The sequence below is a fragment of the Anaerococcus sp. genome, assembly GCF_030825785.1.
GTDB lineage: Bacteria > Bacillota > Clostridia > Tissierellales > Peptoniphilaceae > Anaerococcus.
The window spans coordinates 1-26,778 of sequence record NZ_JAPJPG010000019.1; the positions used below are offsets into that span (position 1 = coordinate 1).

A 26,778-nucleotide genomic window follows, 5' to 3' on the forward strand; every position below is an offset into this window, starting at 1 on the left:
AATGTCTGTGTCAACAGTCATCGTCGCCATTAATGCTATTTTATTAAGATTAGATTCAAATTAAAATGATTGTTAGTATATAGAATCTTTGAAAACCCTTAAATTATAAATAATCGATAGTTTTACAAGAAAGGAAGAGATGCAAGTACCCTGGAAATCATCTCTTTCTTTTTATTGTTTCAATTGTCAAATTAACCTAGATAGAATACACTAAATTCATAAATTTTTCTAACGGTGTTGTGTAGTTTAAAGACTTTCTTGGGATATTGTTTCATTAGCTAGCTGTATAAACAATACCCTCTTCTCTTTTTAGCCTAAAGTCAGTTTGTTTTAGTAATCCATCTTTTCTTAATAACCCATTCAAATTTTCATTTAGTCCCTTTGACTTGGGTAGCCTGGATCTGCGAAGAATATTGATATATCATGCTTATTACATATATTTTTCCAATTTGAAAATTCTTTACCACAGTCAAATGTTATTTATTTTACCAATTTTATTGGCATTTGGTCTAACCATTTATCTAATCTTTATTCGATACTTTTAGCTGTCCTATTTTTTGGCTTTATGGTTACTATTGCCTTGGATTCTTTCTCAACCAGGGTTATTACACAACTTTTATGATCTTTCCCTACAATTGTATCTCTCTCAAAGTGAGCAAATTCAGTAGCAAAGTTTGGATAGTATTTTTTCTATCATGGATGCTTCTTTTAAAGGCTTGTTTTCCTATTTTTTCAACACTACCATTCTTTTTCCTTTTACCCTTCATTGGTAGAAGTTTTGCTTCCAAAGTTTCATCTTTGAACCTTCTGTAGAGTGTTCTTGAACGCATTGATAGCTTTATTTCACCTCTGCCTACTATTACATCAGGAGTCCATTCTTTACTTAATTTATCAAGAACATAATCATATTCTTTACCGCTTAATTGATTGGTTTTGGCTTCATATTTAGACTTATTTTTCTTGTGGTTTCCATGGTAGTCTTGTATACTTAAACCTTTTTTAGCCAATTTATTACATTATATATGCTTTGTCTTGCTCTTGATAAGTATTTTGCTATATTTATAACTTTTTCTCCAGATTTATAGTATTGCTCTATCCAAATTAACTCTTTTATGATGAGATGATATCAAATATGTGCTCGATAGATGCATAGATACAAAATACACAAGAGATATAGTATCAACACAAATTCCAGATTTTTTTGATGCATCATTCGAGTAGAGTAAAGGGGGATAGAAATATCCTCTTTTTCTTGTTAGAAATCTTCTAATATGATATTATTTACTTAAGTAAAGAAATGAAAAGAGGATATATGAAGATTAATAAAAAACTTGTAGGATCTGCCTTACTCTTGGCTCTCCTACTACCAGATATAGCCTATGCTGCTGAAGTTGTAATGTATGATGATTCTGATATAGATGAGATCTTTGAAGAGGTGGAAGAACCTAAGGAAAATATAGATAAGGGAAACGCTGGAGCTGATAATTCCAATATTGAAGAAAATCCAAAAGATAATAAGGATGAAGAAATAATAGTTAGCGAAGAGGAAGTGGACAAAATCGTAGAAGAATTAAATCCAGAAGTTCAAGACAGCTTAGATGAGTCTGATATCTATCCAAAAGTTTCTGTCTATGAGAAGGTAGTAGATATGAGCGAGTATCAAAATCCCAAAAATATAGACTATGATAAGCTAGCAAACTCAATAGACGGAGCAATCCTTAGAACATCCATTAGGCAAAAGGATAAGAGTATAAGTAAAGATAAAAAAATCGAAACCCATTATGCCGAGCTAAATAGAAGAGATATTCCTCTAGGATTCTACCATTATTCAAGGGCGATAAATGAGAAAGAAGCTATAGAAGAAGCAAACTACGTCCTAGACATAGTAAGGAATAAGAAAGTTTCCCTACCGATTTATATAGACATAGAGGATAATGACAGACAGGCTAAATCTAGTAAGAAAGAAATCTCTGCCGTAGCGGATGCCTTTACTAAGGCTATCAGAAGAAATGGCTATGTTGCAGGAATTTATTCTTATCCATGGTTTGCCAATAAATATTTGACAAAAGAAGTAAGAAATGAGAATGAGTTTTGGATAGCGGAATGGAAAAAGGACGCTCCTTATCCAAAATATAAGGACAGCCACTACGACTCATGGCAATATTCATCCAAGGGAGGTGTTTACGGCTACAAGGGAGATTTGGACAAGAATATCCTCTACAGGGACTATCCATTAATTATGACAGGAGTATCCTCTAAGGGCTTTGTCAAGGTAGCTGAAGAAGTAATCGCCGGCAAGTGGGGCAATGGTAATATCAGAAGGAGACGATTAGAATATGCTGGATACGATTATGCCGTAATCCAAAAAGAGGTAAATAGATTATTAAAATCTAGAAGGATTTAAAGTAAGTTATCATATTAGATTCAAGCTAGCTTTCCGAAAAACTTGATTAAAAAGAAGAATACTATAAAATAATAAAAGAGTATTAATTAGAAAATATTATAGATTGGAGATAAAGATGGCAGGAATTAAATATGATATAGTTGAAAATCTTGGCGTTCTTTCAACCAATGCCAAGGGTTGGACCAAGGAGCTTAACCTAGTTTCTTGGAATGAAAGAGATCCAAAATATGACATTCGTGATTGGAATGAAGATCACACAAGAATGAGCAAGGGCATAACCCTTACTACAGAAGAGGCCGAAGTTCTTAAAAATATTTTGGCTGATGAATTTCATTAAAGAATTCCCTCAATTGATGAGGGTTTTTTCTTTGCATGCTTTAAATATAGCCGATTTAAAGTATATTTAGAAAATAGGTGGTAATATGATTTATTTAGACTATGCAGCTACAAGCTTAAAAAGAAAAGAAATAATAGAAGAGATAATGAATGATTTTGCATCCTTTGACGCCAATCCCGACTCAACACATGGCTTAGGAAGAAAGGCTAAGAAAATCCTAGAAGAAGCTAGGGGAAAGATTGCAAAATCCATTGGAGCAGACACTAAAAGAGTAATATTTACTTCAGGAGCGAGCGAATCTAATAATACTGTTATCAATGCCTTTAGGGGGAAGGGGATTATCTCAACAAACATAGAACACGACTCTATCCTAAATACCCTAGAGGGGGAGAAGGTGACCTATCTTGAAGCTAATGAAAAAGGTCTAGTAAGCCTTGAAGACTTAAAGAGTAAAATAAGCCCAGAAACCAAACTTGTCATAGTAATGTATGTAAATAACGAGCTTGGAACAATTGAGCCTGTAAAGGAAATTGGAGCTTATCTTAAAGAAAGAGATATTCACTTCCACGTAGACGCAGTCCAAGCCTATGGCCATGTCGATATAGATGTAGACGAAATATCCTGTGACTCACTTTCCCTATCAGGTCATAAGGTCGGAGGAGTAAATGGCTTTGGGATTTTGTATTTAAGAGAGGACCTAGAGGCTTTTATCAAGGGAGGCGAGCAGGAAAAAAATAGAAGAGCAGGGACTTCTTTTGTCATGGGAGCCTACTCTATGGGCGAGGCCTTTGATAAAACAATAGAAGAAAGAGAAAAAATAAGAGACCTAAAAAAATATTTCCTAAAAGAGCTTTCTTCTACAGGGCTTAGCTACGAAGTAAATGGCAGCATAGATAAATCTTCAGATCATATAATAAATATTTATTTTCCAGAATTTAAGTCGGATTTTCTATTGACATATCTTGATATGAAAGGAATTTGTGCGTCAGCAGGATCGGCCTGTAGGGCGGGAGCTCTCGAGCCAAGTAGGGTTATAACAAATATATATGATGAGGACAGAGCCCTTCATTCGGTGAGATTTTCCTTTGGCTTTAAGAATGAACTTTCTGATATAGATTATCTAATGGAAGTTTTAAGAGAGGTGATTAAGTGAAAGAGAAAAAAGATACAAAAGTAGTAGTAGGAGTAAGCGGGGGAGTGGATTCTTCTGTGGCAGCCTTATTATTAAAGGAAGAAGGCTACGATGTAGTAGGAATTTTCATGAAAAACTGGGATGATACAGACGAAAATGGAGTCTGTACAGCTGAAGTCGACTACGAAGACGCAGTAGCGGTATGTAATCAAATAGGCATTCCTTACTATTCAATAAACTTTGAGAAAGAGTATTACGACAGGGTCTTTACCTATTTCCTTGATGAATACAAGAAAGGCAGGACTCCGAATCCAGATATAATGTGCAATAAGGAGATTAAGTTTAAAGCCTTTTTAGACTTTGCCAAGTCCTTGGGAGCAGATTATGTGGCAACTGGTCATTATGCGAGAGTGGATAGGTCAGGGGATGAGACAGTCATGCTTAGGGGCCTAGATTCTAATAAAGACCAGACCTATTTCTTAAGTCAGCTTTCCCAAGAGCAAATCAAAGATGTCCTATTCCCAGTAGGAGAGCTTCAAAAAAGCGAGGTAAGGGAAATTGCCCACAAATACAAGCTTGCTACAGCCGATAAGAAGGATTCTACAGGAATTTGCTTTATAGGAGAAAGAGACTTCAATGAATTCTTATCAAACTACCTACCAGCTCAAGCAGGAGATATAGTAGATACTGAAGGCAATGTCCTAGGTAAACATGATGGCTTGATGTTTCATACCATTGGTCAAAGAAGAGGCCTTGGAATAGGAGGAGAAGGAGAGGCTTGGTTTGTTTGCGGTAAGGACTTAAAGAAAAATGAACTAATAGTCTGCCAAGGAAAAAACAATCCCCTTCTTTTCTCAAATAAACTATATGCTAGCGAGTTTTCGACCTTTACTGACAAAAAGATACCAAAAGAGTTCGACTGCACAGCCAAGTTTAGATATAGGCAAGCTGACATCAAGGCCCATGTGAAAGTTTTAGAAGATGGTAAGGTAGAAGTCACTTATGATAGAACAAAGGCAGTAACTCCAGGCCAGGCAGCAGTCTTCTACCAGGGAGAAGTTTGTATAGGATCTGCCATAATAGATGAGGTCTATAATGATGGAAAAAAACTATTGGTATAGGTCTAATAATTTGAAGAAATACTTACTAGCTTTTGCCTTATTAATACTAGGTCTAGGAATAAATGAGTCTTATGCTTCGGATGTCGTTTATTATGAAGATTACGACTTAGACATTATATTTGAGGGAAATGATACAGAAAATCTCAAAAAAGACACGGGAGAAATTGATAGTTTAGAGGAAGAAGATAAAAACGATAAGTTAAATGAAGAAATTTCGAATATAATTAGCGAAGAAATGGATAAGGTAGATGGGTCTTATCAAGTCGCTGTAAAAACCCTTGAAGGAGATAGCGATGTTGACCTTGATTACAGAAATACTAGTGAGTCTCTTCCTTCAGCCTCAACTATCAAGGTTTTTATAGCTATCAGTGCCTATGAAAATATTGAAAGGGGATCTATAAATGAAACAGATTCCTTAAATAATGATATCCATTTAATGCTAAATAGGTCTGATAATTACGCTACAAATAGGGTGATAGATGCTCTAGGAGGTTTTTCTACAGTAAATAATACAATAGCAAAACTTACTGGGACAAAAAGAACTTCTTTAAACAGGAAATTAGCACATTCCGGTAAGGAGAATATGGTAGATGTTTCTGATCTAATAATGGCTATGGAAGAGTTAAACAATCCCAAGCTTATAAGCGAAAGAAGCGCAGAAAGAATAAAAAGGTCAATGACCGATACCAATACCAAGTCAAGCAAATTACTTGCAAATCTTCCTCCCTATGCTAGGGGAATAAATAAATCTGGAGAAAATCCAGATAGGGGACAAGAATTGGATGTGGCTATAATAGATGTTGGATCTACTAGATTTGCCCTAGCTGTTGCGATGAAAACAGACAAATACTTCGACAATGAAAATGAACTAAGAGTATTGAGAAGTATGGGTGAGAGAATTACTGAAGCTTTTTATAACTTTGACTAAGGATATAGTAAATCTTGCTTTGACTTATGATATGGATCTAAAATTTGGATAGGATTTTATTTAGAGAGGACCTCGGTCCTCTTTTTAAATCTTTATACAAATTTAATATCAACTTTGTTATTATAAAATAAAAGGAGACTCTTATGAAAAAGAAAATTATAATTACAAGCTTAATACTAGCCATGGCCATGGCAAATATCAATCCTAGCCTTGCAGTTAAGGCTAATACGGAGGAAACTCAAATTAAGGAAAATATGGAAGAAAAGGTCAAAGAAACTTATGTTATAAATGAAATTGGTGAAGAATCTGTATTGCTTAATAAAAAAGGTATGGATTCAGATTTAGTTTCAGTCCCTAAAGAGGAATTTAAGGATATTGATCTTAAAGTAGGCAAAGAGGTAAATATTACTAGTGATGGAATCAACTTGTTGTCAGAACCTGGGCAATTTTCAAAAATTTATGAAATAGAAGAGGTCACAGATTCAAGCAAAGAAGAGAAAGTCACTGAAAAATTTATAATTAAGGAAATAAATGAAGAAGCTGTTACAGCCCAAAAAGAAGGATCTGAAGGAGAATTGTATACTCTATCTAAGAAATATTTTGAAAAAAATATAAGTTTGGGAGATAGGTATGAGATTAGCCACAATAATATAGTTATGAACTCATATCCTGCTCAATTTAATAAGATCTATGAAGTAAAAAAGCTAGAGAAAGACGAAGGGAAATCAAATGAAGAAAGCGATAAAAATAAGGTAGATACGGAGGCAGATAAAAACCCTAAGACAGGAATAAGCCCGGACTTTCTAAGCTTATCAGCACTTTCTATGTCAATTCTAGGTCTAAAAATAAGTAAGAAGAAATAAAATAAGGATAGGCATAGACTATGATATCTAGGGCCTATCCTTTTTGTATTTATAATAAAGACCATGCCTGACTACTTCGAAGGCTATGAGACTAGGGTAAACTTCATTAGTCAAGAAGACTTAGACAAAAATCACAAGGGCATGCCTCATGGGGGAAGGGTAATAAGAGAAGGAGAGAATGCAAAAGATCAAAGAGCAAGGATGGAATTTATTCTAGACCTCGATAGAAACCCTGACTTTACTGCAGCAGTAGCCCTAGCCTATGGTAAGGCTGTCTATAAGTTATATAAGGACAAGAATTATGGAGCAAAGACAGTACTCGACATACTAATCTCTATGCTAATTGATTATGATAGGGAATATTTACTAAAACATATGATATAAAAACTCCCTAGGAAAAGACTTATTTGAGCAAATGCTTGCTTGGCTTAGTCTTTTATAGCTATGGACCAATAGAAAAATTATCCGCTGGAGGCTAAATTTACGAATAAGAATAAGGTCTTCCCACGGAAAATCCTGGGGAAAGCCTAGATATCCAGGGCTCGGTCTTTCTTGGAGAGAAGAAAAGCTCTAGGAAAGGAATTGAGTTTGAGGGGAGATCTTTGAAAAAGTGGAAAGTTTTAGAGAAAAGTAGTTAAATTAATCTTATGAAAAGAGAAGTTTTAATTTATCTACTGACTATTAACATAGTCGCAATAGCTCTTACAATTTATGATAAGATAGCGAGCAAGAGATTTAGGAAAAATCGTATAAGGGAAAATGTCCTCTTACTAGTAGGGGCTCTGGGTGGGGCAGTTTCTATGTATATTACAATGAAGCTAATAAGACATAAGACCCGCCACAAGAAGTTTATGACAGGCCTCCCTATAATTTTGACCTTGCAGATAGTTTTTTTAATTTATAAGGTTAAATTTGTTGGATAATAAGAAAATTTTATATTTATCAAATTTAAAAGACGAGGAGAGTTGATTTATTTCCTCGTCATTTTGCATTTAGTTCGTATATATCTTTAAGTCCCAAAAGACCTAAGTTTGGGAGAGATTTTATCTTTAAGTCCTTGTATTCTATAAAATCGGCGTATTCTCCACTTGTAATTATATCAGTATTTTCTTTATCCAAATTATTTTGCTCTATTATTTCACCAATAATTGCTTCTACAGCCTTTTTATAGGAGTAATATATGCCATTTTGCATGGCTTTGGTTGTAGACTTGCCCAAGATTTTTTTTACCTTTACAATTTCAACCTGAGGAAGCTTGGCACTTTCCCTTACTAGGGCTTCTTGGAAGAGGTCTATGCCAGGCATTATTGCTCCTCCAAGAAATTCCTTCTTATTATTGATATAGTCTATGGTGGTTATTGTGGACGCTTGGATTATTATAATGTTTTTATCGGACCTATTTTTACTTCCTACTGCCCTTATTATCCTATCGCTTCCCACGTCTTTGGGATTATCATATTTGATATTAATACCTGTCTTAAGACCGGCTGATACATAGTAGGGACTTTTCTTTGAAATTTTATAAGCAATATCCATATATGTCCTATCAAGTTCTGGGACTACTGAAGAAATTATAATATCAGTTATGTCTTCGAGCTTAATCCCCTTATCTAGTAAAAGATATTTGATAACAAGATAAAGTTCGCTCGCTGACCTATCTTTTATGCTAGATAGACTAAAGTTTGCCGTAAGCTTACCCTTATCAAAAACTCCAAAGTCTGTGTTTCTATTTTCTATATCAATAGCTAAAAGCATTTTATCTCCTTGATGATTTGAGGGCCTTAATTACTGCTGTTGAAAGTATAACAGAAAGAATGGCCTCTGGTATACCACTTGTAATTGTAACTCCAAGTATGGCTGACCTTGCGCTATCCATTGGTAAGCCAAGTGTTTTGACATAGCTTTCGGCATAGATTAAATAGATTCCACCAAGAACTAGGACGGTATTTGTCATAGAACCTACGAAAGCACCAATTGCTATTGGGAAATCTTTCTTAGATTTTTTGGAATAGGCAAATAGGCCGATAACTACAGCAAGAAGTATTATTACAAATATAATATTTAGAAGGGATTTTCCTTCAGTAATATTCTTATAGAGTAGGTAGATAAGACCTATAGAGATTACAATCCACAAAATTTTGGAAAGATTCTTAAGCTTTTTATCTCCTATATTTTGGCAAGCCTTGTAAGCATAGTAGCTAGTAATTCCAATTAGAACTCTTGGAAGAACAGATATTAAAGGATTGTAGAAGACAAAGGAAACCGGACTAGGATTTCTTAGAAGGGCGTTTAGTAAAGACGAAACACCAAATATTAGTCCAACTAGGGCTCCTACGATTGGTCCTTCTGCAATTGCTCCAATGATTACAGGAATGTGCATGGTTGTCGCATTGATAAATCCTAGAGGAATAAGACCGAGTGGAGTTAGGCTAAGAACTATGGTGATTGCACCAAGCATTGCCGCCGTCACAAGCTTTCTGCTACTGATTGATTTTTTATTCATAATTACCTCCGATACGGTTCATATAGATACCGTTCATTTGCATCGCTGATGCTAGAAACATTCTTCGCTTAATCGCCTTTTCTAGTATCTCCTACTTGTGAAATCTAGAATAGATTAAAGACTACTAAGATTATAACTATGTTTTTATCTAAAGTAAAGAGGGAAGAGAGAAAAAGAGCAAAATTTAAAATTTTGCCCTAAGGTTGAACTTTATTTACGTTTAATATTTTCCTTAAGATCAATTCAGCATAGTCGGTACTTCCTTCGACATTTGGATGGACCCTGTCAACTGCTAGAAGATCATCCCTATCCTTTACGAAAGACCTCCAGTCGACTAGATGGGCATTCTCGTGACTATCGGTGAAGGCTTTGACGTTTTTATTTACCTGATCCATATAGGATTCAAGATGGCTGGTGTTTACAAAATATACATCCCTGCCGTCAGCTACGTCCATAATAGCCTCCATATCTGAATCATTCGCCGATCCGTTTGAGCCGAGGCCTACGAGGATTATGTCATTTAAACCAATGTCGTTTTTGATTGCAAGAAGCCTATCAGCTCCCTCTGGCATATCCCTACCGACTTCTCCATCAAGATATAGGTTTGGTACGTAGTCTCTTAGGTAGGAATCTACATTCATAAGGACAGAATCCCCCACTGCAGTTATGGAAATTCCCTTAAGGAAGGAAAGCTCCTTGTCCGTGAAATTGAAATCATCGTAGGCTTTTTCCTTAAAATTTAGATTTTCCTTTTCCTTGCTTTTATTTTTCCCAGAACTAGCTTTTGATTTAATCTTTTTTGCATCTTCATTTCTCTTTTTGATTTCTGCTTCATTTTGCGAGAAGTTTTGCTTAAACTTATCCATTTCTTCCTGCTTTTTATTTCCTATAGCAAATGATATAATATTTAACATTATAATCAGAACTAGACTTCCTATAAGCTTCTTACTTCTAAACTTCTTATTAGAAAAGCGAGCTTGATAGGAAATCTCTGAAATAAGGACAAGGACTATAAGCTCCAAGCCATAAAATAAAATCCTATTTTCTATCCTGGTCCTTAGAAAGTAGGTGAAAAATACTTGAATTATATACTGCCACAAATAGTAATAATAGGACCTATCACCTAGCCAAATCATAAACTTATAGAAAGGTCTCTGCTTCCTGTAGGCTATGTGATTTTTTATTTCCATATCGTAGATTATAAGCAAAAACAAAGCTACTATTAGCTCATAGGCGAGGAAAAATGTCCTATAGATCCAAAGGCTTTTCCCGTTGATGAAGAAAAAGGGAAGGACGATTGGAATTAATAAAATTCTTGCTAGCTTCTTATGGTCTATGCCCTTTATCTTATTTTTATTTTCCCTATAGAGGATATTCGCACAAACTCCAATAAAAAATGCTGAAATTCTATTATCTGTCCCATAGTAGATCCTTATTATAGGGGCCTTGGTAAAGGAAAGATAGTAGCTAATCATAGTAGAAATTAAAGTTAGACTAGCAAAAATCCCAAGCCTTTTCTCATTAAGGTCAAAGCTATTTATTAAATAATCTAACAGATAATAAATTATCACGACCTGGATATAGACAGAGATGTACCACAAATGAGTAAAGAGGTTGAAATTACCACTCCTATCGAAGTAGGAAATCCCCTTAATAATAGCTCTGATATTTTCTATAGCAAAAGTCGTAGAAAGAGAGCTTAGGATACTGTCATCGAAGATTTCTCTAGAAAAGACTAAGGCAAATAAGAGAGAAATTGCCACTATAGTCCAGAGGGGTGACATTATCTTTAGGATTCGTGCCTTTATTTTTTTAAGATAGACTCTGATATCAACTTCTCCGGAAGACTTAACAGATGCTCTTTCAAGGAAAAATCCTGATATGATCATAAAAATAATCACACCTAGAAAACCTCCAGAAAGCCTATGGCTTAGAAGATGATAGGTTGAAACAGCTATAAGGCTTAGGGCCTTAAGCATGGTTACATTGTACAAATTCTTTTTCATTACTAACTCCATTCTTATCTTTACTATTATAACACCAGCTTGGTTAAATTTACATTAAAAAATAAAAAATCTAAATATATAGGAAATTTGAGAAATCAAATCTTTATTGTATAATATTACTAATTGAATAATGCGAAGAAAGGCCCTAGTAGCTAGGAAAGGCATACAGAGAGGAGATGGTTGGTGGAAATCTCTTGACCGGAACTAGTGAATCTAGCTTTGAGCATATATGAATTAAGGCAAAGATATTTGCATAATTTGGGTGGCACCACGAGACCTTCGTCCCAATTGGGGAGGGTCTTTTTTTATTGTTTAAAGGAGAAATTATGATTGATATTAAATTACTTAGAGAAAATCCAGAACTTGTAAAAGAAAACATCAAAAAGAAATTCCAAGACGAAAAGCTAGTCTTAGTTGACGAAGTTATAGACCTAGACGAAAAGCTTAGATCTTTCAAGACTGAGGGAGATAACTTAAGAAGCGAAAGAAATAAGACAAGTAAAGAAATTGGCGCTCTTATGGGCCAAGGTAAGAAGGATGAAGCAGAAGAAGCTAAGGCTCATGTAAAAGAAATTAACGATAAACTTACTGATATCGAAGCTAAGACCGAAGAGTACGGTAAAGAAGTCAAAAAGAGAATGCAAGTGATCCCACAAATCATCGACGATAGTGTTCCTATAGGAAAGGACGATACAGAAAATGTCGAAATAGAAAAATTCGGTGAGCCTGTAGTCCCTGACTACGAAGTTCCTTATCACATTGATATTATGGAGACATTCGACGGGGTAGACCTAGATGCTGCAAGAGATACATCTGGAGCAGGTTTCTACTATCTAAGAGGAGATATAGCAAGACTTCACTCAGCAATTCTATCTTATGCTAGAGACTTCATGATTGATCGCGGATATACCTACTACATTCCACCATTTATGATTAGATCTGATGTGGTTACTGGAGTAATGAGCTTTTCTGAAATGGAAGATATGATGTATAAGATTGAGGGAGAAGATCTTTACCTAATCGGTACAAGTGAGCACTCAATGATTGGTAAGTTCATAAATACAATCAATGAAGAAGAAAAAATGCCACTAAGAATGACCTCATACTCACCATGCTTTAGAAAAGAAGTAGGAGCTCATGGTATAGAAGAACGTGGAGTTTACAGAATCCACCAATTTGAAAAACAAGAGATGGTAATAATTTGTAAGCCAGAAGATTCCAAAACCCTTTACAATGAATTATGGAAAAACACTGTAGACTTCTTTAGAAGCCTAGAGATTCCAGTAAGAACCCTAGAATGTTGCTCAGGAGACTTGGCAGATCTTAAGGTTAAATCATGCGACGTTGAAGCATGGAGCCCAAGACAAAAGAAATACTTCGAAGTAGGAAGCTGCTCTAACCTAGGAGATGCCCAAGCAAGAAGACTCGGTATTAGACTAAGGGGAGAGAATGGAACCTACTTTGCTCATACACTAAACAATACGGTAGTAGCTCCACCAAGAATGCTAATAGCCTTCCTAGAAAACTTAATCCAAGAAGACGGAAGCGTGAAAATTCCAGCTCCACTTCAAATGTATATGGGTGGTAAGGACAAAATCGAGCCAAAAAATAAATAGGACTATAATATCCGTGGGTAAGCTAGCTTATCTGCGGATTTTTAATGATGAGAATTTTTGAAATTCCTTATAAGGGTAATTTTTATCATCATGTAAGAAAATTCTAACAAGGATAAATGATATTGTAGCCTTATCCTTAAGCTAAGAAAGTTTTGATGAAAATAAAAAATATCGATATTAACAAATAAAAATCGTCCCAAATCTTGGGGCCTTACTATGATTTATTAAATCTAGATTCCCAAGAGGGACGATTTTTCTTATTTAATTTCAAGCATTATTGGTGTATGATCTTGTCTATCTCCAGAATCTATTATTGTAGAATCTACTACGTCTTCCATTAACCTATCAGATACTAAAAAGTAGTCAATCCTCCAGCCAGAGTTGTTGATCTTGCTTGTCTTAACTCTTTGGGCCCACCAGGTGTAGGCTCCTTCAAGGTCCTTGTTAAGATGTCTAAAGGTATCTGTAAATCCCCTATCTAAAAGATTTGAAAAACCTCTTCTCTCTTCATCTGTAAAGCCAGCTGACATATGGTTGTTATCAGGATGAGCAAGGTCGATTTCCTCATGGGCTACGTTGAAATCGCCTGTAGCAATAACTGGCTTAATCTGATCAAGCTGAGCAAGATAATCGGCATATAGCTTATCCCATTCTTCTCTTAGGGGAAGTCTCTTAAGCTCACCACCTGCATTAGGTGTGTAGACTTGGGTAAAGTAGAAGTCCTCAAACTCTAGGGTAAGGATTCTTCCTTCTAGGTCCATTGTATCTGGAGCACCGATTTCTGGGAAGGACTCTTTCACATCGAGGCCCTTCTTGTAGAGAGTCATAGTTCCAGCATAGGACTTCCTTGCAGTTGGTCTTGAGGAAATCCATACATAATCATAATCTGGGAAGAATTCACTAAGCTTTTCAACGTGCTTCTTGCTAGGTCCATTTGCTGGAAGCTTAGTCTCTTGAAGAGCTATTACATCAGGGTTTTTGTTTTTTATAGTTAATAGAACATCTCTACTCATTACTGCTCTTTTGGAATCGCTAGTTAGGGCAGCATTTAGAGAATCTATGTTCCAAGAAATAAATTTCATTAAGTCTCCTTTACATTTTCATATACTATGATAATTATAGGATAAATCTAATTATTTGCAAATTTCAAATTTTAATCCATAAAATGAAATAGTTTAAGAAAAACTCCTTAAATGATATAATATTAATATGATAATGATTGCAGATGAAATAATAAGAATTGATAAGTTTATATCTGACGAGCTAGAGGAGATTCCTCGTGAGAAGATTAAGGACTTCATCAAGGATAAGAAAATAAAAGTAAATAATTCTTTCGTAAAGCCTAGCTTTAAACTAAGCGAAGGTGATGAAATAGAAATTGACGATTCTCTTTTCCATGTGCCAGAACTTAAGGCAGAAGATATGGATCTTAATATCGTTTATGAGAATGATGATTACGCCATTATCGATAAGGATAGTAATGTCATAGTCCATCCAGCAGGGAAAATCATTACAGGAACCCTCGTTAATGGTCTCCTTGCTAAATACGGCTACGATGGCCTTTCTCACATAGGAGGAGACGATAGGCCAGGTATTGTCCACAGGCTAGATAAGGACACTACAGGTCTTATCGCTATAACGAAAACAAATGCCGCTTATAAGTATTTCAAGAAAATGTTTGAGACAAGAAAGGTCGACAAATATTATTACGCCATTGTTTTTGGTAACTTCGATAAGAAAAAGGGAACCATCGATAATTTCATGGATAGGGACGTCCACAACAGAAGAAAAATGGCAGTGAGAAATACTGGAAGAAGGGCTGTTAGCCACTACGAGGTCATAAGCGAGGTAGAGGGCTTTTCTCTTGTAAGAATAAAGATAGAAACAGGAAGGACTCATCAAATCAGAGTCCACATGACCCATATAAACCACCCTATCCTGGGAGATCCTGTCTATGGCAATGTCAAGCACAAATTTAATCTCGACCATCAACTCCTTCACTGTGGCAAGGTTGGCTTTAAAAATATGGAGGGAGACTATGTGACCTATGAAGCTATCCCTCACGAAGAATTCTTGAAATATCAGAAAATATTAGGATTAGGTGATAAAGATGTATTCGAAAACTAACACGACAACCCTCATTGGCCTTGATGGCAAGCTTGTAGAAGTAGAATCTGACATAACATCAGGCCTTCCTTCCTTTACTATAGTGGGTCTTCCTGACTCATCTATCAAGGAATCAAGAGATAGGGTAAGAGTTGCCCTCATCAATTCCGGCTATAGATTTCCAGCAGGAAGGATTACAATCAATCTCTCCCCAGCAGATCTTAAGAAGGAAGGAACCCAACTAGATCTACCCATAGCTATTTCCCTTCTTGGATCTATGGGAGTAATTAACTTCGACTATGAAGAATACATAATTTTAGGCGAGCTTTCCCTAGATGGAAGGATAGTTCCTATAAGAGGTGCCCTTGCCATGGTTATAGCAATGCGTGAGTTAGGTTTTACAAAATTCATAATTCCTGATGATAATAAGGACGAATGCGCCATAATTTCAGATATAGAAATCTACCCTTTTGATAAGTTAACCGACTTGGTAGCCTTTCTAAACAAGGAAAAAAAGGTCAAAGCTTACGAGATAGATTTAAGTAAAATCACTGAAGAGAAGACTTACGATTACGACTTCAAGGACTTAAAGGGGCAAGAGAGCCTAAAGCGTGCCCTTCAAATAGCAGCAGCTGGGAACCACAATGTCCTAATGATCGGAGCTCCAGGATCTGGTAAGACATTTTCTGCCAAGCACCTGCCAACCATTCTTCCAGATATGAGCTTTGACGAAAAGGTAGAAGTGACGAAGATTTATTCTATCATGGGACTCCTTGGTAGTGGACATCTCGTTAATGAAAGGCCCTTCAGAGCTCCCCATCACACATCAAGCGAAGTAGCTCTCATAGGTGGAGGCCACTCTGTCCCAAGACCAGGTGAGATTACCCTAGCCCATAAGGGAGTTCTCCTTCTAGATGAGTTTCCAGAATATAGGAAAAATGTAATAGAAGCCCTTAGAGAGCCACTAGAAAATAAGGAAATAAATGTTGCAAGGTCCCAGGCTTCAGTAAAATACCCGGCAGACTTTATCCTAATTGCTGCCATGAATCCTTGTCCATGTGGTAACTACGGCAATCCCTTGAAGGAATGTACTTGCTCTTTCAATGAAATAAGGAGATATCTCAACAAGATTTCATCTCCTATACTTGATAGAATCGATATACATATAGAGATAAAGCCTGTCAAATACGAAGACTTAAAGGACGATAGTAAGTCCAAATCATCAAGAGAGCTTAAGGAAGAAGTTGTAAGGGCAAGGCTTATTCAGGAGGAAAGATATAGGAGTGAGAAGATTTCCACAAATTCAGAGCTAAATACTAATCAGATGAAAAAATATATTAAGCTATCAGAGGATGTAGAAAAAATCGCCAAAATGGCATTTAATAAATACAATTTCTCAGTTAGGTCCTTTAATAAGATAATAAAAATGTCAAGGACGATAGCAGACCTTGAAGGAAGTAAGGAAATAGAATCCAAACATCTCCTAGAAGCAATTCGTTACAGGTCCTTGGATGACAAATACTGGAGCAACTAATGACAGAAAAAAGAGAGCTTGGAGTAAATATAGATAAATTTATCAAAAATCTCATAAAAAATGCTATCAAACTGAGAGCAAGCGACATCCATATCGAAGCCTTTGCCAACTATTCAAAAATAAGACTCAGGGTAGATGGCGAGCTTAGGGAATATATGAGGATAAATCTCTCCCAATACGAAAAGCTCGTAAGCAAGATCAAGCTAATGGCAAAGATGGACATCTCGGAGAAAAGACGTCCCCAAGACGCCAACCTAAAACTTAGAGAATTTGAAGGAATCGACTTTAGGGTATCAAGCCTAAATACAGTAAATGGCGAAAAGATAGTCCTAAGAATCCTATCCATAGATGAGTTTAAGAAGACAAGTAGGCTCTTAGGATTTTCTGAAACTTCTATAGGAAAAATCGACCAAGTCCTAAAGAAAAGATCCGGCATGATTATATTTACAGGACCAACTGGATCGGGCAAGTCCACAAGTCTTTACGCCCTCCTAAACAAATTAAATACTGGTAGGGAGAATATCATAAGCGTAGAAGATCCTGTAGAATACAAGATCGAAGGGATTAACCAAGTTTCAGTAAATGAGAAAATCGGTCTTACCTTTTCCAAATCCTTAAGGTCAATCCTAAGACAAGATCCAGATATAATAATGATAGGAGAGATTAGAGATAAAGAAACTGCTCAAATTGCTATAAGAGCAGCTATAACAGGCCATATGGTCCTAACAACCCTTCACACAAGAGATGCCCTTTCCTCAATAGTGAGACTTAAAGACTTAGGGGTAGAAGATTATCTAATAAGATCTGCCCTAAGTCTTTTGGCAAGTCAAAGACTAGTAAGAAAACTCTGCGATTGCAAAAAGAAAGACACTATGACAGATAACGAATACGAAATAGTAAGCCAATACAAGAAAATCCCAAGAGATAAGATAATCTACAGGCCAAATGGCTGTGACAAATGCCAAAATGGCTACCTAGGAAGAGAAGCTGTAGAGGAAGTCATCCTAGTAGACAATGAGTTAAAAGAAATCCTAAGAGAAGAAGGAGCTTCTACTAGCAAAGTAAAAGAAAAACTTAAAAAAGAGGGCTTCAAATCAATGCTAGAAAATGGTATAGACAAAGTCCTAGAAGGAAAAACAAGCTTTGAAGAAGTCCTTGGGTCCTTGGATGTAGATTAGAGATTTAGGTCAAAATTAAAATTTATAAAGAAAATCATATAAATGTTTATGAAAGAACTATAAATAAAATATAAAATAAATAGTTAACAATGAAGAAACTGGGTATTGTCATATTTTTAGTTTATCAAACAAGTCTTTGATAAACATATTATGGGAATTGTATGAATGATACTAGTTTCTTTATTTGTATGTTGATGTTATTTTTATCCTATCTCCTTCCGATTTATAAATAGAAAAAGAAGGCTCCTTTGAGTATAATGAGAAAAGATTAAAGATAAAGGAATGATTATGGATAATTTAAATATACCGACCCATGTTGCCATAGTTCTTGACGGGAATGGCAGATGGGCAAAAAAGAAGCATATGCCTAGGACTTACGGTCACAAGAATGGGGCCGAGAATGTCGTAGATATTTGTCTTTATGCAAAAAAGCGTGGGGTAAAGTACATGACTCTTTACGCTTTTTCGACTGAAAATTGGAAGAGGCCTCTCGAGGAAGTCAATTATCTAATGAAGCTTGTGATTAAGTTTATTGAGAGCAAGCTAGATATTTTGATGGAGGAAAATTGCAAGCTTAATTTCATAGGAGATTTGGAAAAGCTTCCAGCTTCTACTAAAGAAATTTGTATTAGAGCTATGGAAGATACTAAGAATAATGATGAGATTACCTTAAACATCGCCCTAAACTACGGTGGGCGTGATGAGCTAGTCCACGCCTTTAAGGCCATGATGGATGATGGGATAAGTAAGGAAGATATTACAGAAGAGATGATTTCTTCCTATTTATATACCAAAGATCAACCAGATCCTGATCTTCTTATTAGACCAGGTGGGGAGCTTAGACTATCTAATTTTTTGATTTACCAGCTTGCTTATGCGGAGTTTTATTTTACAGATACTTTGTGGCCTGACTTTGATAGGAAGGCATTTGATGAGGCTTTGGAGGAGTTTTCTAGGAGAAATAGAAGATACGGAGCCTTGTCATGAACTTGTTTAACAGGGCAATCGGTGGAGCTATAATACTCGCACTTTTGATTATTATAACATTTTTGGGAAGTATTCCCCTAGCTATTGGGGTTATGGTTTTCTCCTATATAGCTCTCCATGAGATGAAAGAGGCACTGGGAAAGATTGGAATTACTCTTCCAATCAAGCTTTTGTATGTGACTAATACAATAATCATGCTTGCAGCCTACGTCAATAATTCTGATATTTATATAGCAAGCCTTGTGATTTCTGTATTGTTTATGATGGTGTATATTATCTTGAAGGGTCATTATAGCCTCTATGACGGCTTTGCAACATCCTTTGTCTTGCTATATGTATCATTTTTGATGAGTCATATACTAAGGATTGAGGATGTGAATTTCGTATGGCTTCTTTACATCACGGCTTGGGGATCAGATACTTTTGCCTATCTTATTGGTTCGACTATAGGTAAGCGTAAGTTTGAATCTATAAAACACATTAGCCCTAACAAGACCATAGAGGGATCTATTGGTGGAATAGTAGGGGCTTGTATCCTAAATTCAATCTTTATCAATGAATTTGGCCTAGGTGTTAAGATTTATGAAGTCATAATTTTTACGATTATTGCAGCTGTTTTGTCTCAGATTGGAGATTTGATAGCTTCATTTATTAAGAGAAAAACTGGAGTCAAGGATTTTGGTCATATTATTCCAGGCCATGGAGGAATCCTAGATAGGTTTGACTCCATGCTTTTTATAGCTCCAGTTTTATATTTGTTTTCAAGATTATAAGGAGAGTTGATGAGTAAAATAATTATAGCCATAGTAATGTTCTTGTTTTTGATTCTTATTCATGAATTTGGACATTTCCTTCTAGCGAAGGCATCTGGAATAAAGGTAAATGAGTTCGCCATTGGTATGGGTCCTGCTATATTTAAAAAGCAGGGTGAAGAGACTCTTTATTCCTTAAGACTCATACCAATCGGCGGATATTGCGCTATGGAGGGAGAGGATGATGAAAGTTCTGATCCTAGGTCCTACGATAGGGCACCTGCCAAGAGTAAGTTTCTTACAATTCTTGCAGGACCTGTGATGAATTTACTCCTTGCAGTAATCATATTTTTTGTAGTTTCCCTTAATACTGGCGTTGCTACAAAAACGATCGGAGGATTTAGTAAAGATTCTCCAGCCAAGGCCGCTGGTCTTAAGCTAGGAGATGAAGTAGTAAGTCTTGCTGGAAGGGATGTGACAAACTTCACCGATATTTCACCTATCTTAAATGAATATTATAAGGATAGAGATAAGGATGAAGAAATTTCCCTAGAGGTCTTATCTAATAATGAAAGTAAAACTTATGATATAAGTCCTATGGAAGAAAATGGGTCTTACTATCTTGGAATAGAGTCAAAGCTTAGAAAAGCTGGACTTGGGGAAGCTATTAAGATGGGCTTTGTAGAAACAGGCAAAAATATCGCCCTAATATTTGTAGTCTTGGGTAGACTTTTTACAGGAAAGATTGCCTTTTCAGCCCTTTCCGGTCCCGTAGGAGTGGTAAAGGAGCTAGGCAACCAAGCCCAAAATGGTCTGATGAGCCTTTTGTATTTTTTAGGCTATATCAGTGTCAACCTCGGAGTATTTAACCTCCTTCCGATACCAGCCCTAGACGGATCAAAGATAGTAAGTGCTCTTTATGAGATGATTACAGGCAAGCGTGTTAACAAGAAATTTGAAGAAAAAATCACAGTAGTAGGTTTCGTAATTCTTTTGGGGCTAATACTTGTGATTTCAATAAAAGATATAATTAATCTATTCTAAAGGAGATAAAATGAGAAAGAAAACTAAGAAGATTTATGTAGGAGATGTTGCAGTAGGAGGCGACTCTCCTATTTCTGTCCAATCAATGACAACAGCAAAGACAAGCGATATAGAAAAGGTAGTAGCACAAATCAATGCCCTAGAAGAAGCAGGTTGCGATATAGCAAGATCTGCCATTAACTCCATAGAAGATGCCAAGGCAATTGTTGAGATAAAGAAAAGAACCAATATACCTCTTGTAGCGGACATCCAGTTTGATTATAAGCTTGCCCTTGCTGCAGTAGAATATGGTTGTGATTGTCTAAGATACAACCCAGGTAATATCGGTGGAAGGGATAAGGTTAAGCTTCTTGTAGATAAGTGCAAGGATAAAAACATCCCTATAAGGATTGGGGTAAACTCAGGCTCTATATCGAGAGAAATCGTAGATAGATTCGGTGGAGTAAACGCAGACTCCCTAGTAGCAAGTGCCCTAGAGGAAGTAAAGATCCTAGAGGAGATGGACTTTACCGATATCAAGATTTCTGTTAAGTCAAGCGATGTAAACACTATGATCGATGCCTACAGGAAATTATCAGATAAGGTTAACTACCCACTCCACCTAGGTGTAACAGAAGCAGGTCCCTTGTACCAAGCCCTTGTCAAATCCTCTATCGGTATAGGTTCTTTACTAAAAGATGGGATAGGAGATACTATCAGAGTTTCAATCACAGGAGATATCTTAGAGGAAGTTAAGGCAGGAAAGGCAATCCTCAAGGCCCTTAACCTAAGACGAGATGGCCTAGATATAGTATCTTGCCCAACATGTTCAAGAACTACAGTAAATCTTCATGAAATTGTAGAGGAAGTAGAAGAGAAGAGTGGGGGTCTAGATATTTCTGCTAAGGTTGCCATCATGGGTTGTCCAGTAAATGGACCTGGAGAGAGTAAGGAAGCAGAATATGGAATTTCTGCAGCAAATGGCATGGGCTTTCTCTTTAAGAATGGTAAAACTATCAAGAAGGTAAGAGAAGATGAGATAGTAGATACTTTGATAGAAACTCTCAAAGAAAGCAAAGAAGATGAGAATAGACCTTCATAATCTTATAGATGTCAAGGAGGGGAGTTTCTTCGTAGTAGAAGCTATCTACTTTACCAAGACCAACATCCTAAGCCTTGAGATCGAATCTGATAGCTATAACTTCACTAGAGAAGAAAGAGAGAAGCTCTATGACTATTTTTCCTTCGTAAGCCTTGAAATAAATGTACGAAGAAAAGAAGTCGAAGAAGAAAACGTCTCAGATAATGATGAGGTAGATGCTTTAGAAGAAACAAGCCCTAGTAATACTCAAGACGAAGAAAAAGTAAGAGAAGACACTCCTCTAAGCGAAACCGAACGCCTCATCAAGGAAAGAGAGGCCAGGGTCCAAGACGCCATAGATTTCACTATCCAAAATAGAGAAGAAGAAAAAAAGGAAGAGATTCACGTAGAAAACATCAACTTTGGTAGGAAAATCAAGGAAGATGTGATAGATATTAGAGATCTTTACGAAAGAAAGGGAGTTAATTCTACCCTAATAGGAAAGGTGTACGGACTAGATGTATTCGAGACTAAGGGTGGATATTTTATCTACACCTTCGATCTTGAAGATAAGACCGATGCGATTTCTTGTAAGATCTTCGCAAACGCCAAGAACAACTATAAGCTCGAAACCTTGGGAGAAGGGTCAGAAGTTATGGTCGAGGGAGTCCTAAACTACGATGATTACGCTCACGAGGATGTATTTACAGTAAATGGTATGGTTGATGCGATACTCGGCAAAAGGACGGACACAGCCCTTGATAAAAGAATTGAGCTAGAAGTCCACACTAAGATGACCAACCTCGATGGCTTTGTAGACAACAAGGAGCTGGTAAGTACCCTAAAAAACTGGAAGATGGGAGCTGTTGGTATTACTGATACAGCAACCCTCCAAGGCCTTCCAGATCTTTACGAAGCCCTTTCTAAGGAAGGGATAAGGATGCTTCCAGGAGCTGAGCTTCTCTTAGTAGAAGATGAGCTTAGAGTTCTTACCAATCTAAGCGATAGGGAAGTTTCCGAGATTAAAAATATAGAAGAAGAAAGCTTTGTTGTATTCGACCTTGAGACAACAGGCCTTTCCCGCTACAAGGATAGGATAACAGAAATCGGAGCCTGCAGGGTAGAGGGCGGCAAGATTACAGAAATTTATAACGAATTGGTAAATCCTGAGATGGTTATTCCAGAAAAAATCATCGAAATAACTGGTATTACTAACGAGATGGTAAAAGACTGCCCTACAATCGAAGATATCCTTCCAGGATTTTTGGACTTCTGCAAGGACTCAATCCTAGTAGGACAAAACACCGACTTCGATGTGGGATTTATTAGGGAAAACTGCCACAGGATGGGGATAGACTTTAATCCAATCTATCTAGATACTCTTCCAATGGCTAGGGCCTTGTTTAGTGATATGAAGAAGTTCTCCCTAGATAAGATCGCAAGAAAACTTGAGATTCCTGCCTTCAACCACCACAGGGCAAGCGATGACGCTAGAGCTACTGCTCAGATTTTCATCAAGATGTTTAAGATGATTATGGAAGAAGAAGGGATAAATCTTTCTACTATCAACAAACTTAAAAGCCACTGGCCTAAGTCAAAACACGAGTATTTCTCTGCCACAGTTTATGCTAAGGATAAGGTCGGACTTAAAAATCTCTACCAACTTATCTCAGAATCTAGGATGAAGTATTTCAATACGGAGGCCAAGACTCCTATCTCTGTTTTAGAAAAGTACAGGGAAGGGCTACTGGTTGGATCAGGTTCTGATGAAGGAATCTTATTTTCATATTTACAAAATGAGAGAAACAAAAAAGACCTTAATAGGATTAGGGACCTATTTGACTTCTACCAAATGGCTCCTCTAGGAATCTATAATGATATGGTAAATAAGGGCAAAATCCGTGATTTCGATCAGGTTAGACAAATAAATAAGAGGATTTTAGACTTTGCCAAGGAGGATAATAAGCTTGCTGTAGCAACGGGTGCGGTAAGATATCTAGAAAAGGATGATTATATCCTAAGAAATATCCTCCACAAGGGTCAATATTTCAGATACCATGAAGACGAGCCTCTTTATTATTTTAGGACTACAAAGGAGATGATGGATGACTTCTCTTATCTAAATCCAATTGATGCAGAGGATGTTGTTATTAGAAACCCAAGAAAAATCGTCGATATGATAGAGGATATTAGACCAATTCCTAAGGGGACCTTCCCACCTAAAATCGAAGGATCTGATAAGGAGCTTAGGGATACCTGTTTTGCCAAGGCCCATTCGATCTATGGAGATCCCCTACCAAAGATAGTAGAAGATAGACTAAATCGTGAGCTTAACTCAATTATTTCTAATGGTTATGCGGTTCTTTATATAATTGCCAAGAAGCTTGTAGGTAAGTCCAACGAAGATGGCTACCTAGTAGGATCGCGTGGATCTGTTGGTTCTTCCTTTGCTGCTACCATGGCAGATATTACCGAGGTAAACCCACTTTCTCCTCACTATGTCTGTCCTAATTGCAAGCACTCAGAGTTTTTCGAAGAAGATCTTTTAGGAGCAGGAATCGACTATCCAGACAAGGCCTGTCCAGATTGTGGAACTATGATGAGAAAAGATGGTCACAATATACCATTCGAGGTCTTCTTAGGATTTGAGGGAGACAAGGAGCCAGATATAGACCTAAACTTTGCAGGAGAATACCAGCCTACTATCCACAAATATACCGAAGTCCTCTTCGGTGAGGGAAAGGTCTTTAGGGCAGGAACCATTGGGGCCATCCAGGATAATACCGCCTTTGGCTATATCAAAAAATATAGCGAAGATTACCAAGTAGAATTTACCAATGCTCAGATAAGGAAAATCCAAAGAGGGCTCAAGGATGTCAAAAGAACAACCGGCCAGCATCCGGGAGGCTTAATTGTAGTTCCTGATGATATAGATATATTTGATATCTGTCCTATCCAATATCCAGCTGATGATGGAAGTGGAGATATTAAGACAACTCATTTCACCTACAATATGATGCACGAAACCCTCCTAAAGCTTGACCTTCTAGGTCACGATGTTCCATCAATAATTAGGGCCTTACAGGACTTAACGGGAACCAATCCCCTAGAGATTACTATGGGAGATCCTTTAGTTATGAAGATATTTTCTTCTACAGAAAGTCTTGATATCAAGCATGACTTTTCCAATAATGAAATCGGAACCTTGGGCATACCTGAATTTGGTACAAACTTCGTAAGGTCCATGCTTAAGGATACCTTCCCAACCAAGTTTTCGGAGATGACAAGAATTTCTGGCCTATCTCACGGAACTGACGTGTGGCTTAACAATGCCCAAGAACTTGTAAGAAATGGGACAGCTGGCTTTGACGAGATTATCTCTACCCGTGATGATATAATGAACGCCCTTATCCAGCAGGGTCTAGATAAGAAAAAGTCTTTCTCTATAATGGAGAAGGTGAGGAAGGGTAAGCCTCTTTCTGATGAAATCTTAGATTATATGAGAGAAAATGGGGTGCCGGAATGGTATATTGAGTCTTGTCTTAAGATCCAATATCTTTTCCCTAAGGCCCATGCTGTTGCCTATTGCTTAATGAGTTACAGGATTGCCTACTACAAGGTATACTTCCCTGAAGCCTTCTATGCTACCTACTTCAATACCAAGATCAACGACTTCAAGTACTCTACAATTATAAGGGGACTAGAAAGTATTCAAAAAGCCCTAAAGGAAGTTGAGGGAAGCTTTGATCTTTCTCAAAGAGATAAGCAAATAAGAACTGTCTTTGAAGTAGCTGAAGAGATGGCAGCAAGGGAGATTAAGCTTGAAAAGGCAGATATCTACAAGTCAGATGCGAAGAAGTTCCTCCTAAGTGATAGGAAGGGCTACATCCTACCACCTCTTTCTGCAGTTGATGATATAAGTGAAGCAATGGCTATTGATATTGTAAAGGAAAGAGAAAAAGGCGAATTTATTTCCTTAGAAGATCTCAAAACAAGAACTTCAGTAAACAAAAACGCCATAAACAGCCTCAAATCCTTGGGCATAATTGACGGTATCCAAGAGAAAAACCAGATGTCTTTGTTTGATGGGATGTTTTAAAATTTAAACTTATAGTAAAAATAAAAAAAGCAAAGTAAAATAGGGACCATGAAGCGGTAAGTCCCTATTTTATTTCTTTAACAATTCTTTTTTGATAAGTCTTGTGGCGAGGCTTGCTAAATGATTTAGATCCTTTACCTGATAGAAACTATTGTAATAAAGATAGGTCGCATTAGAAGCCTTGTCTTTGTGGATTAGGGCACAGGTCTTGATATTTTTTCTCCTAAGCTTATCTAGCTCTTCCTTAGTGTCCTTAAGGGCAGCCTCTTCCTTGTAGGCTTTGTTTGGACTAAGGCCTTCTTTTATTAGAGGTCTTAGGTCGCTGGGACTCGCATCGGTTAGGATTAACAGGAGGTGGTCCTTTAATTTTCTTTGAGGAATCAAAGAAGCGTAGCTTCTAAAGGCAAGACCGTCTCTATTAAAGCCCAGGCTCTTATAAGAAAATATCCTAGCATCATCAGTTTCTTCATCAAAGTCCTTTAAGATAGTAAGGACAGTGTAGTCAGAAATGGTGCTATAAGTTATGACTCTGTGGCTGATTTTGTTTTTGGACAAGGCCCTAGATAATATATAGGCCTCGGTTGCTACAAGCTCTTGATCGTACAAAAGAGAAGCTGACCCATCGAGAAGGATATCAAGGGTGTAATCTCCCTTCTTATCAAAAGATTTCCTAGTAAAAATCTTATTGTAGTTAGGTATTTGACTTTTCCATGCAAGATTTGGACTGAGATTACCAGTCTTAGCCAATTGGCAATCCTTATCCTCGGTCGACTTAAGGGATAGGTTAATGGATTTGGAGAGATTTTTGATAATTCTTTCATAAAAGTTTTCTTTATTTTTGTAAAAATTCAGATTACTTTCCCTAGCCTTTGAGTTTAATTCATTTATTTTGTCAGAATTTGCTTTAGCTATACCCTTGGTGAAGAAAATCTTGGATTTCTTGTGTTTATCTTTGGCATAGATTTGATTTATCAAATTCTCCTTTTCTTCTGAATATAAAGACTTTCCGAAAGTTTCTTCTATATACGTTCTCTTGGAATTTTTTCTTTTAATTAAGAAATTATCTATAGGATTTAGCTTTTTACTATTATTATTTTTAAAAATATTT

At 36.7% G+C, this 26,778-nt stretch carries 21 protein-coding genes and 2 pseudogenes; 17 read left to right on the top strand and 6 right to left on the bottom strand.

From position 1 onward, the window contains the following. Positions 1-196: 196 nt before the first annotated feature. A pseudogene (locus RCH56_RS04080) lies at positions 197-1,117 on the bottom strand (IS30 family transposase). A gap of 195 nt (positions 1,118-1,312) precedes the next feature. Here RCH56_RS04080 and RCH56_RS04085 point away from each other — a divergent pair. The 8 genes from RCH56_RS04085 (at position 1,313) to RCH56_RS04120 (ending at position 7,708) form a co-directional block, all read left to right on the top strand. Continuing rightward, positions 1,313-2,404 carry a GH25 family lysozyme gene (locus tag RCH56_RS04085; RefSeq protein ID WP_306483721.1) on the top strand — a complete coding sequence of 364 codons (1,092 nt, stop codon included), beginning with the start codon at positions 1,313-1,315 and terminating at the stop codon, positions 2,402-2,404. 115 nt (positions 2,405-2,519) lie between these two features. After that, positions 2,520-2,741, top strand: a complete 222-nt coding sequence (locus RCH56_RS04090) for a YdbC family protein (protein ID WP_015777520.1) — start codon at positions 2,520-2,522, stop codon at positions 2,739-2,741. 85 nt (positions 2,742-2,826) lie between these two features. Next, a complete protein-coding gene (locus RCH56_RS04095; protein ID WP_306483722.1) occupies positions 2,827-3,894 on the top strand; it encodes a cysteine desulfurase family protein in 1,068 nt (355 codons plus the stop codon). Further along, entirely contained in the window at positions 3,891-4,994 is a 1,104-nt protein-coding gene (gene mnmA, locus RCH56_RS04100; RefSeq protein WP_306483723.1) for a tRNA 2-thiouridine(34) synthase MnmA, read from the top strand. The genes RCH56_RS04095 and mnmA overlap by 4 nt, the downstream gene beginning before the upstream one ends. Next, positions 4,969-5,922 carry a serine hydrolase gene (locus tag RCH56_RS04105; protein WP_306483724.1) on the top strand — a complete coding sequence of 318 codons (954 nt, stop codon included), beginning with the start codon at positions 4,969-4,971 and terminating at the stop codon, positions 5,920-5,922. The genes mnmA and RCH56_RS04105 overlap by 26 nt, the downstream gene beginning before the upstream one ends. 143 nt (positions 5,923-6,065) lie before the next feature. Beyond that, entirely contained in the window at positions 6,066-6,785 is a 720-nt protein-coding gene (locus tag RCH56_RS04110) for a hypothetical protein (RefSeq protein ID WP_306483725.1), read from the top strand. A 63-nt stretch (positions 6,786-6,848) separates the two neighbouring features. Further along, a complete protein-coding gene (locus tag RCH56_RS04115) occupies positions 6,849-7,169 on the top strand; it encodes a hypothetical protein (RefSeq protein ID WP_306483726.1) in 321 nt (106 codons plus the stop codon). Between the two features lie 263 nt (positions 7,170-7,432). Continuing rightward, complete coding sequence (locus RCH56_RS04120; RefSeq protein ID WP_306483727.1) at positions 7,433-7,708, top strand: DUF1294 domain-containing protein; 276 nt, start codon at positions 7,433-7,435, stop codon at positions 7,706-7,708. Between the two features lie 58 nt (positions 7,709-7,766). Here RCH56_RS04120 and RCH56_RS04125 read toward each other — a convergent pair whose 3' ends face one another. From RCH56_RS04125 to RCH56_RS04135, 3 genes are all read right to left on the bottom strand, one after another. Further along, positions 7,767-8,540 carry a type III pantothenate kinase gene (locus tag RCH56_RS04125; protein WP_306483728.1) on the bottom strand — a complete coding sequence of 258 codons (774 nt, stop codon included), beginning with the start codon at positions 8,538-8,540 and terminating at the stop codon, positions 7,767-7,769. Position 8,541: 1 nt separating this feature from the next. Next, a complete protein-coding gene (locus RCH56_RS04130; RefSeq protein ID WP_306483729.1) occupies positions 8,542-9,288 on the bottom strand; it encodes an ECF transporter S component in 747 nt (248 codons plus the stop codon). Between the two features lie 197 nt (positions 9,289-9,485). Beyond that, a complete protein-coding gene (locus RCH56_RS04135; RefSeq protein ID WP_306483730.1) occupies positions 9,486-11,294 on the bottom strand; it encodes an acyltransferase family protein in 1,809 nt (602 codons plus the stop codon). A 326-nt stretch (positions 11,295-11,620) separates the two neighbouring features. Between RCH56_RS04135 and serS the strand changes: the two genes are divergently transcribed. After that, positions 11,621-12,910, top strand: a complete 1,290-nt coding sequence (serS, locus tag RCH56_RS04140) for a serine--tRNA ligase (RefSeq protein ID WP_306483731.1) — start codon at positions 11,621-11,623, stop codon at positions 12,908-12,910. 257 nt (positions 12,911-13,167) lie between these two features. Here serS and RCH56_RS04145 read toward each other — a convergent pair whose 3' ends face one another. Next, positions 13,168-13,992, bottom strand: coding sequence for an exodeoxyribonuclease III (locus RCH56_RS04145; protein ID WP_306483732.1), 825 nt, complete (start codon positions 13,990-13,992; stop codon positions 13,168-13,170). Positions 13,993-14,119: 127 nt separating this feature from the next. Between RCH56_RS04145 and RCH56_RS04150 the strand changes: the two genes are divergently transcribed. The 8 genes from RCH56_RS04150 (at position 14,120) to RCH56_RS04185 (ending at position 25,670) form a co-directional block, all read left to right on the top strand. Next, a complete protein-coding gene (locus tag RCH56_RS04150; RefSeq protein WP_306483733.1) occupies positions 14,120-15,037 on the top strand; it encodes an RluA family pseudouridine synthase in 918 nt (305 codons plus the stop codon). After that, positions 15,021-16,550 carry a YifB family Mg chelatase-like AAA ATPase gene (locus tag RCH56_RS04155; RefSeq protein ID WP_306483734.1) on the top strand — a complete coding sequence of 510 codons (1,530 nt, stop codon included), beginning with the start codon at positions 15,021-15,023 and terminating at the stop codon, positions 16,548-16,550. Before RCH56_RS04150 ends, RCH56_RS04155 begins: the two co-directional genes overlap by 17 nt. Beyond that, complete coding sequence (locus RCH56_RS04160; protein ID WP_306483735.1) at positions 16,550-17,728, top strand: GspE/PulE family protein; 1,179 nt, start codon at positions 16,550-16,552, stop codon at positions 17,726-17,728. Before RCH56_RS04155 ends, RCH56_RS04160 begins: the two co-directional genes overlap by 1 nt. 288 nt (positions 17,729-18,016) lie before the next feature. Next, positions 18,017-18,715 carry an isoprenyl transferase gene (locus RCH56_RS04165; protein WP_306483736.1) on the top strand — a complete coding sequence of 233 codons (699 nt, stop codon included), beginning with the start codon at positions 18,017-18,019 and terminating at the stop codon, positions 18,713-18,715. Next, the gene (locus tag RCH56_RS04170) at positions 18,712-19,488 is read left to right on the top strand and encodes a phosphatidate cytidylyltransferase (RefSeq protein ID WP_306483737.1); all 777 of its coding nucleotides are present in this window, start codon (positions 18,712-18,714) and stop codon (positions 19,486-19,488) included. The genes RCH56_RS04165 and RCH56_RS04170 overlap by 4 nt, the downstream gene beginning before the upstream one ends. A gap of 9 nt (positions 19,489-19,497) precedes the next feature. Beyond that, positions 19,498-20,511: an RIP metalloprotease gene (locus RCH56_RS04175; RefSeq protein ID WP_306483738.1), complete on the top strand. Its 1,014-nt coding sequence runs from the start codon at positions 19,498-19,500 to the stop codon at positions 20,509-20,511. A 10-nt stretch (positions 20,512-20,521) separates the two neighbouring features. Then, positions 20,522-21,592 carry a flavodoxin-dependent (E)-4-hydroxy-3-methylbut-2-enyl-diphosphate synthase gene (ispG, locus tag RCH56_RS04180; RefSeq protein WP_306483739.1) on the top strand — a complete coding sequence of 357 codons (1,071 nt, stop codon included), beginning with the start codon at positions 20,522-20,524 and terminating at the stop codon, positions 21,590-21,592. Then, positions 21,573-25,670: a PolC-type DNA polymerase III gene (locus tag RCH56_RS04185; protein ID WP_306483740.1), complete on the top strand. Its 4,098-nt coding sequence runs from the start codon at positions 21,573-21,575 to the stop codon at positions 25,668-25,670. Before ispG ends, RCH56_RS04185 begins: the two co-directional genes overlap by 20 nt. Before the next feature lie 69 nt (positions 25,671-25,739). On the opposite strand, the pseudogene RCH56_RS04190 reads toward RCH56_RS04185, so the two are convergent. Then, a pseudogene (locus RCH56_RS04190) lies at positions 25,740-26,778 on the bottom strand (hypothetical protein); the annotation flags it as partial.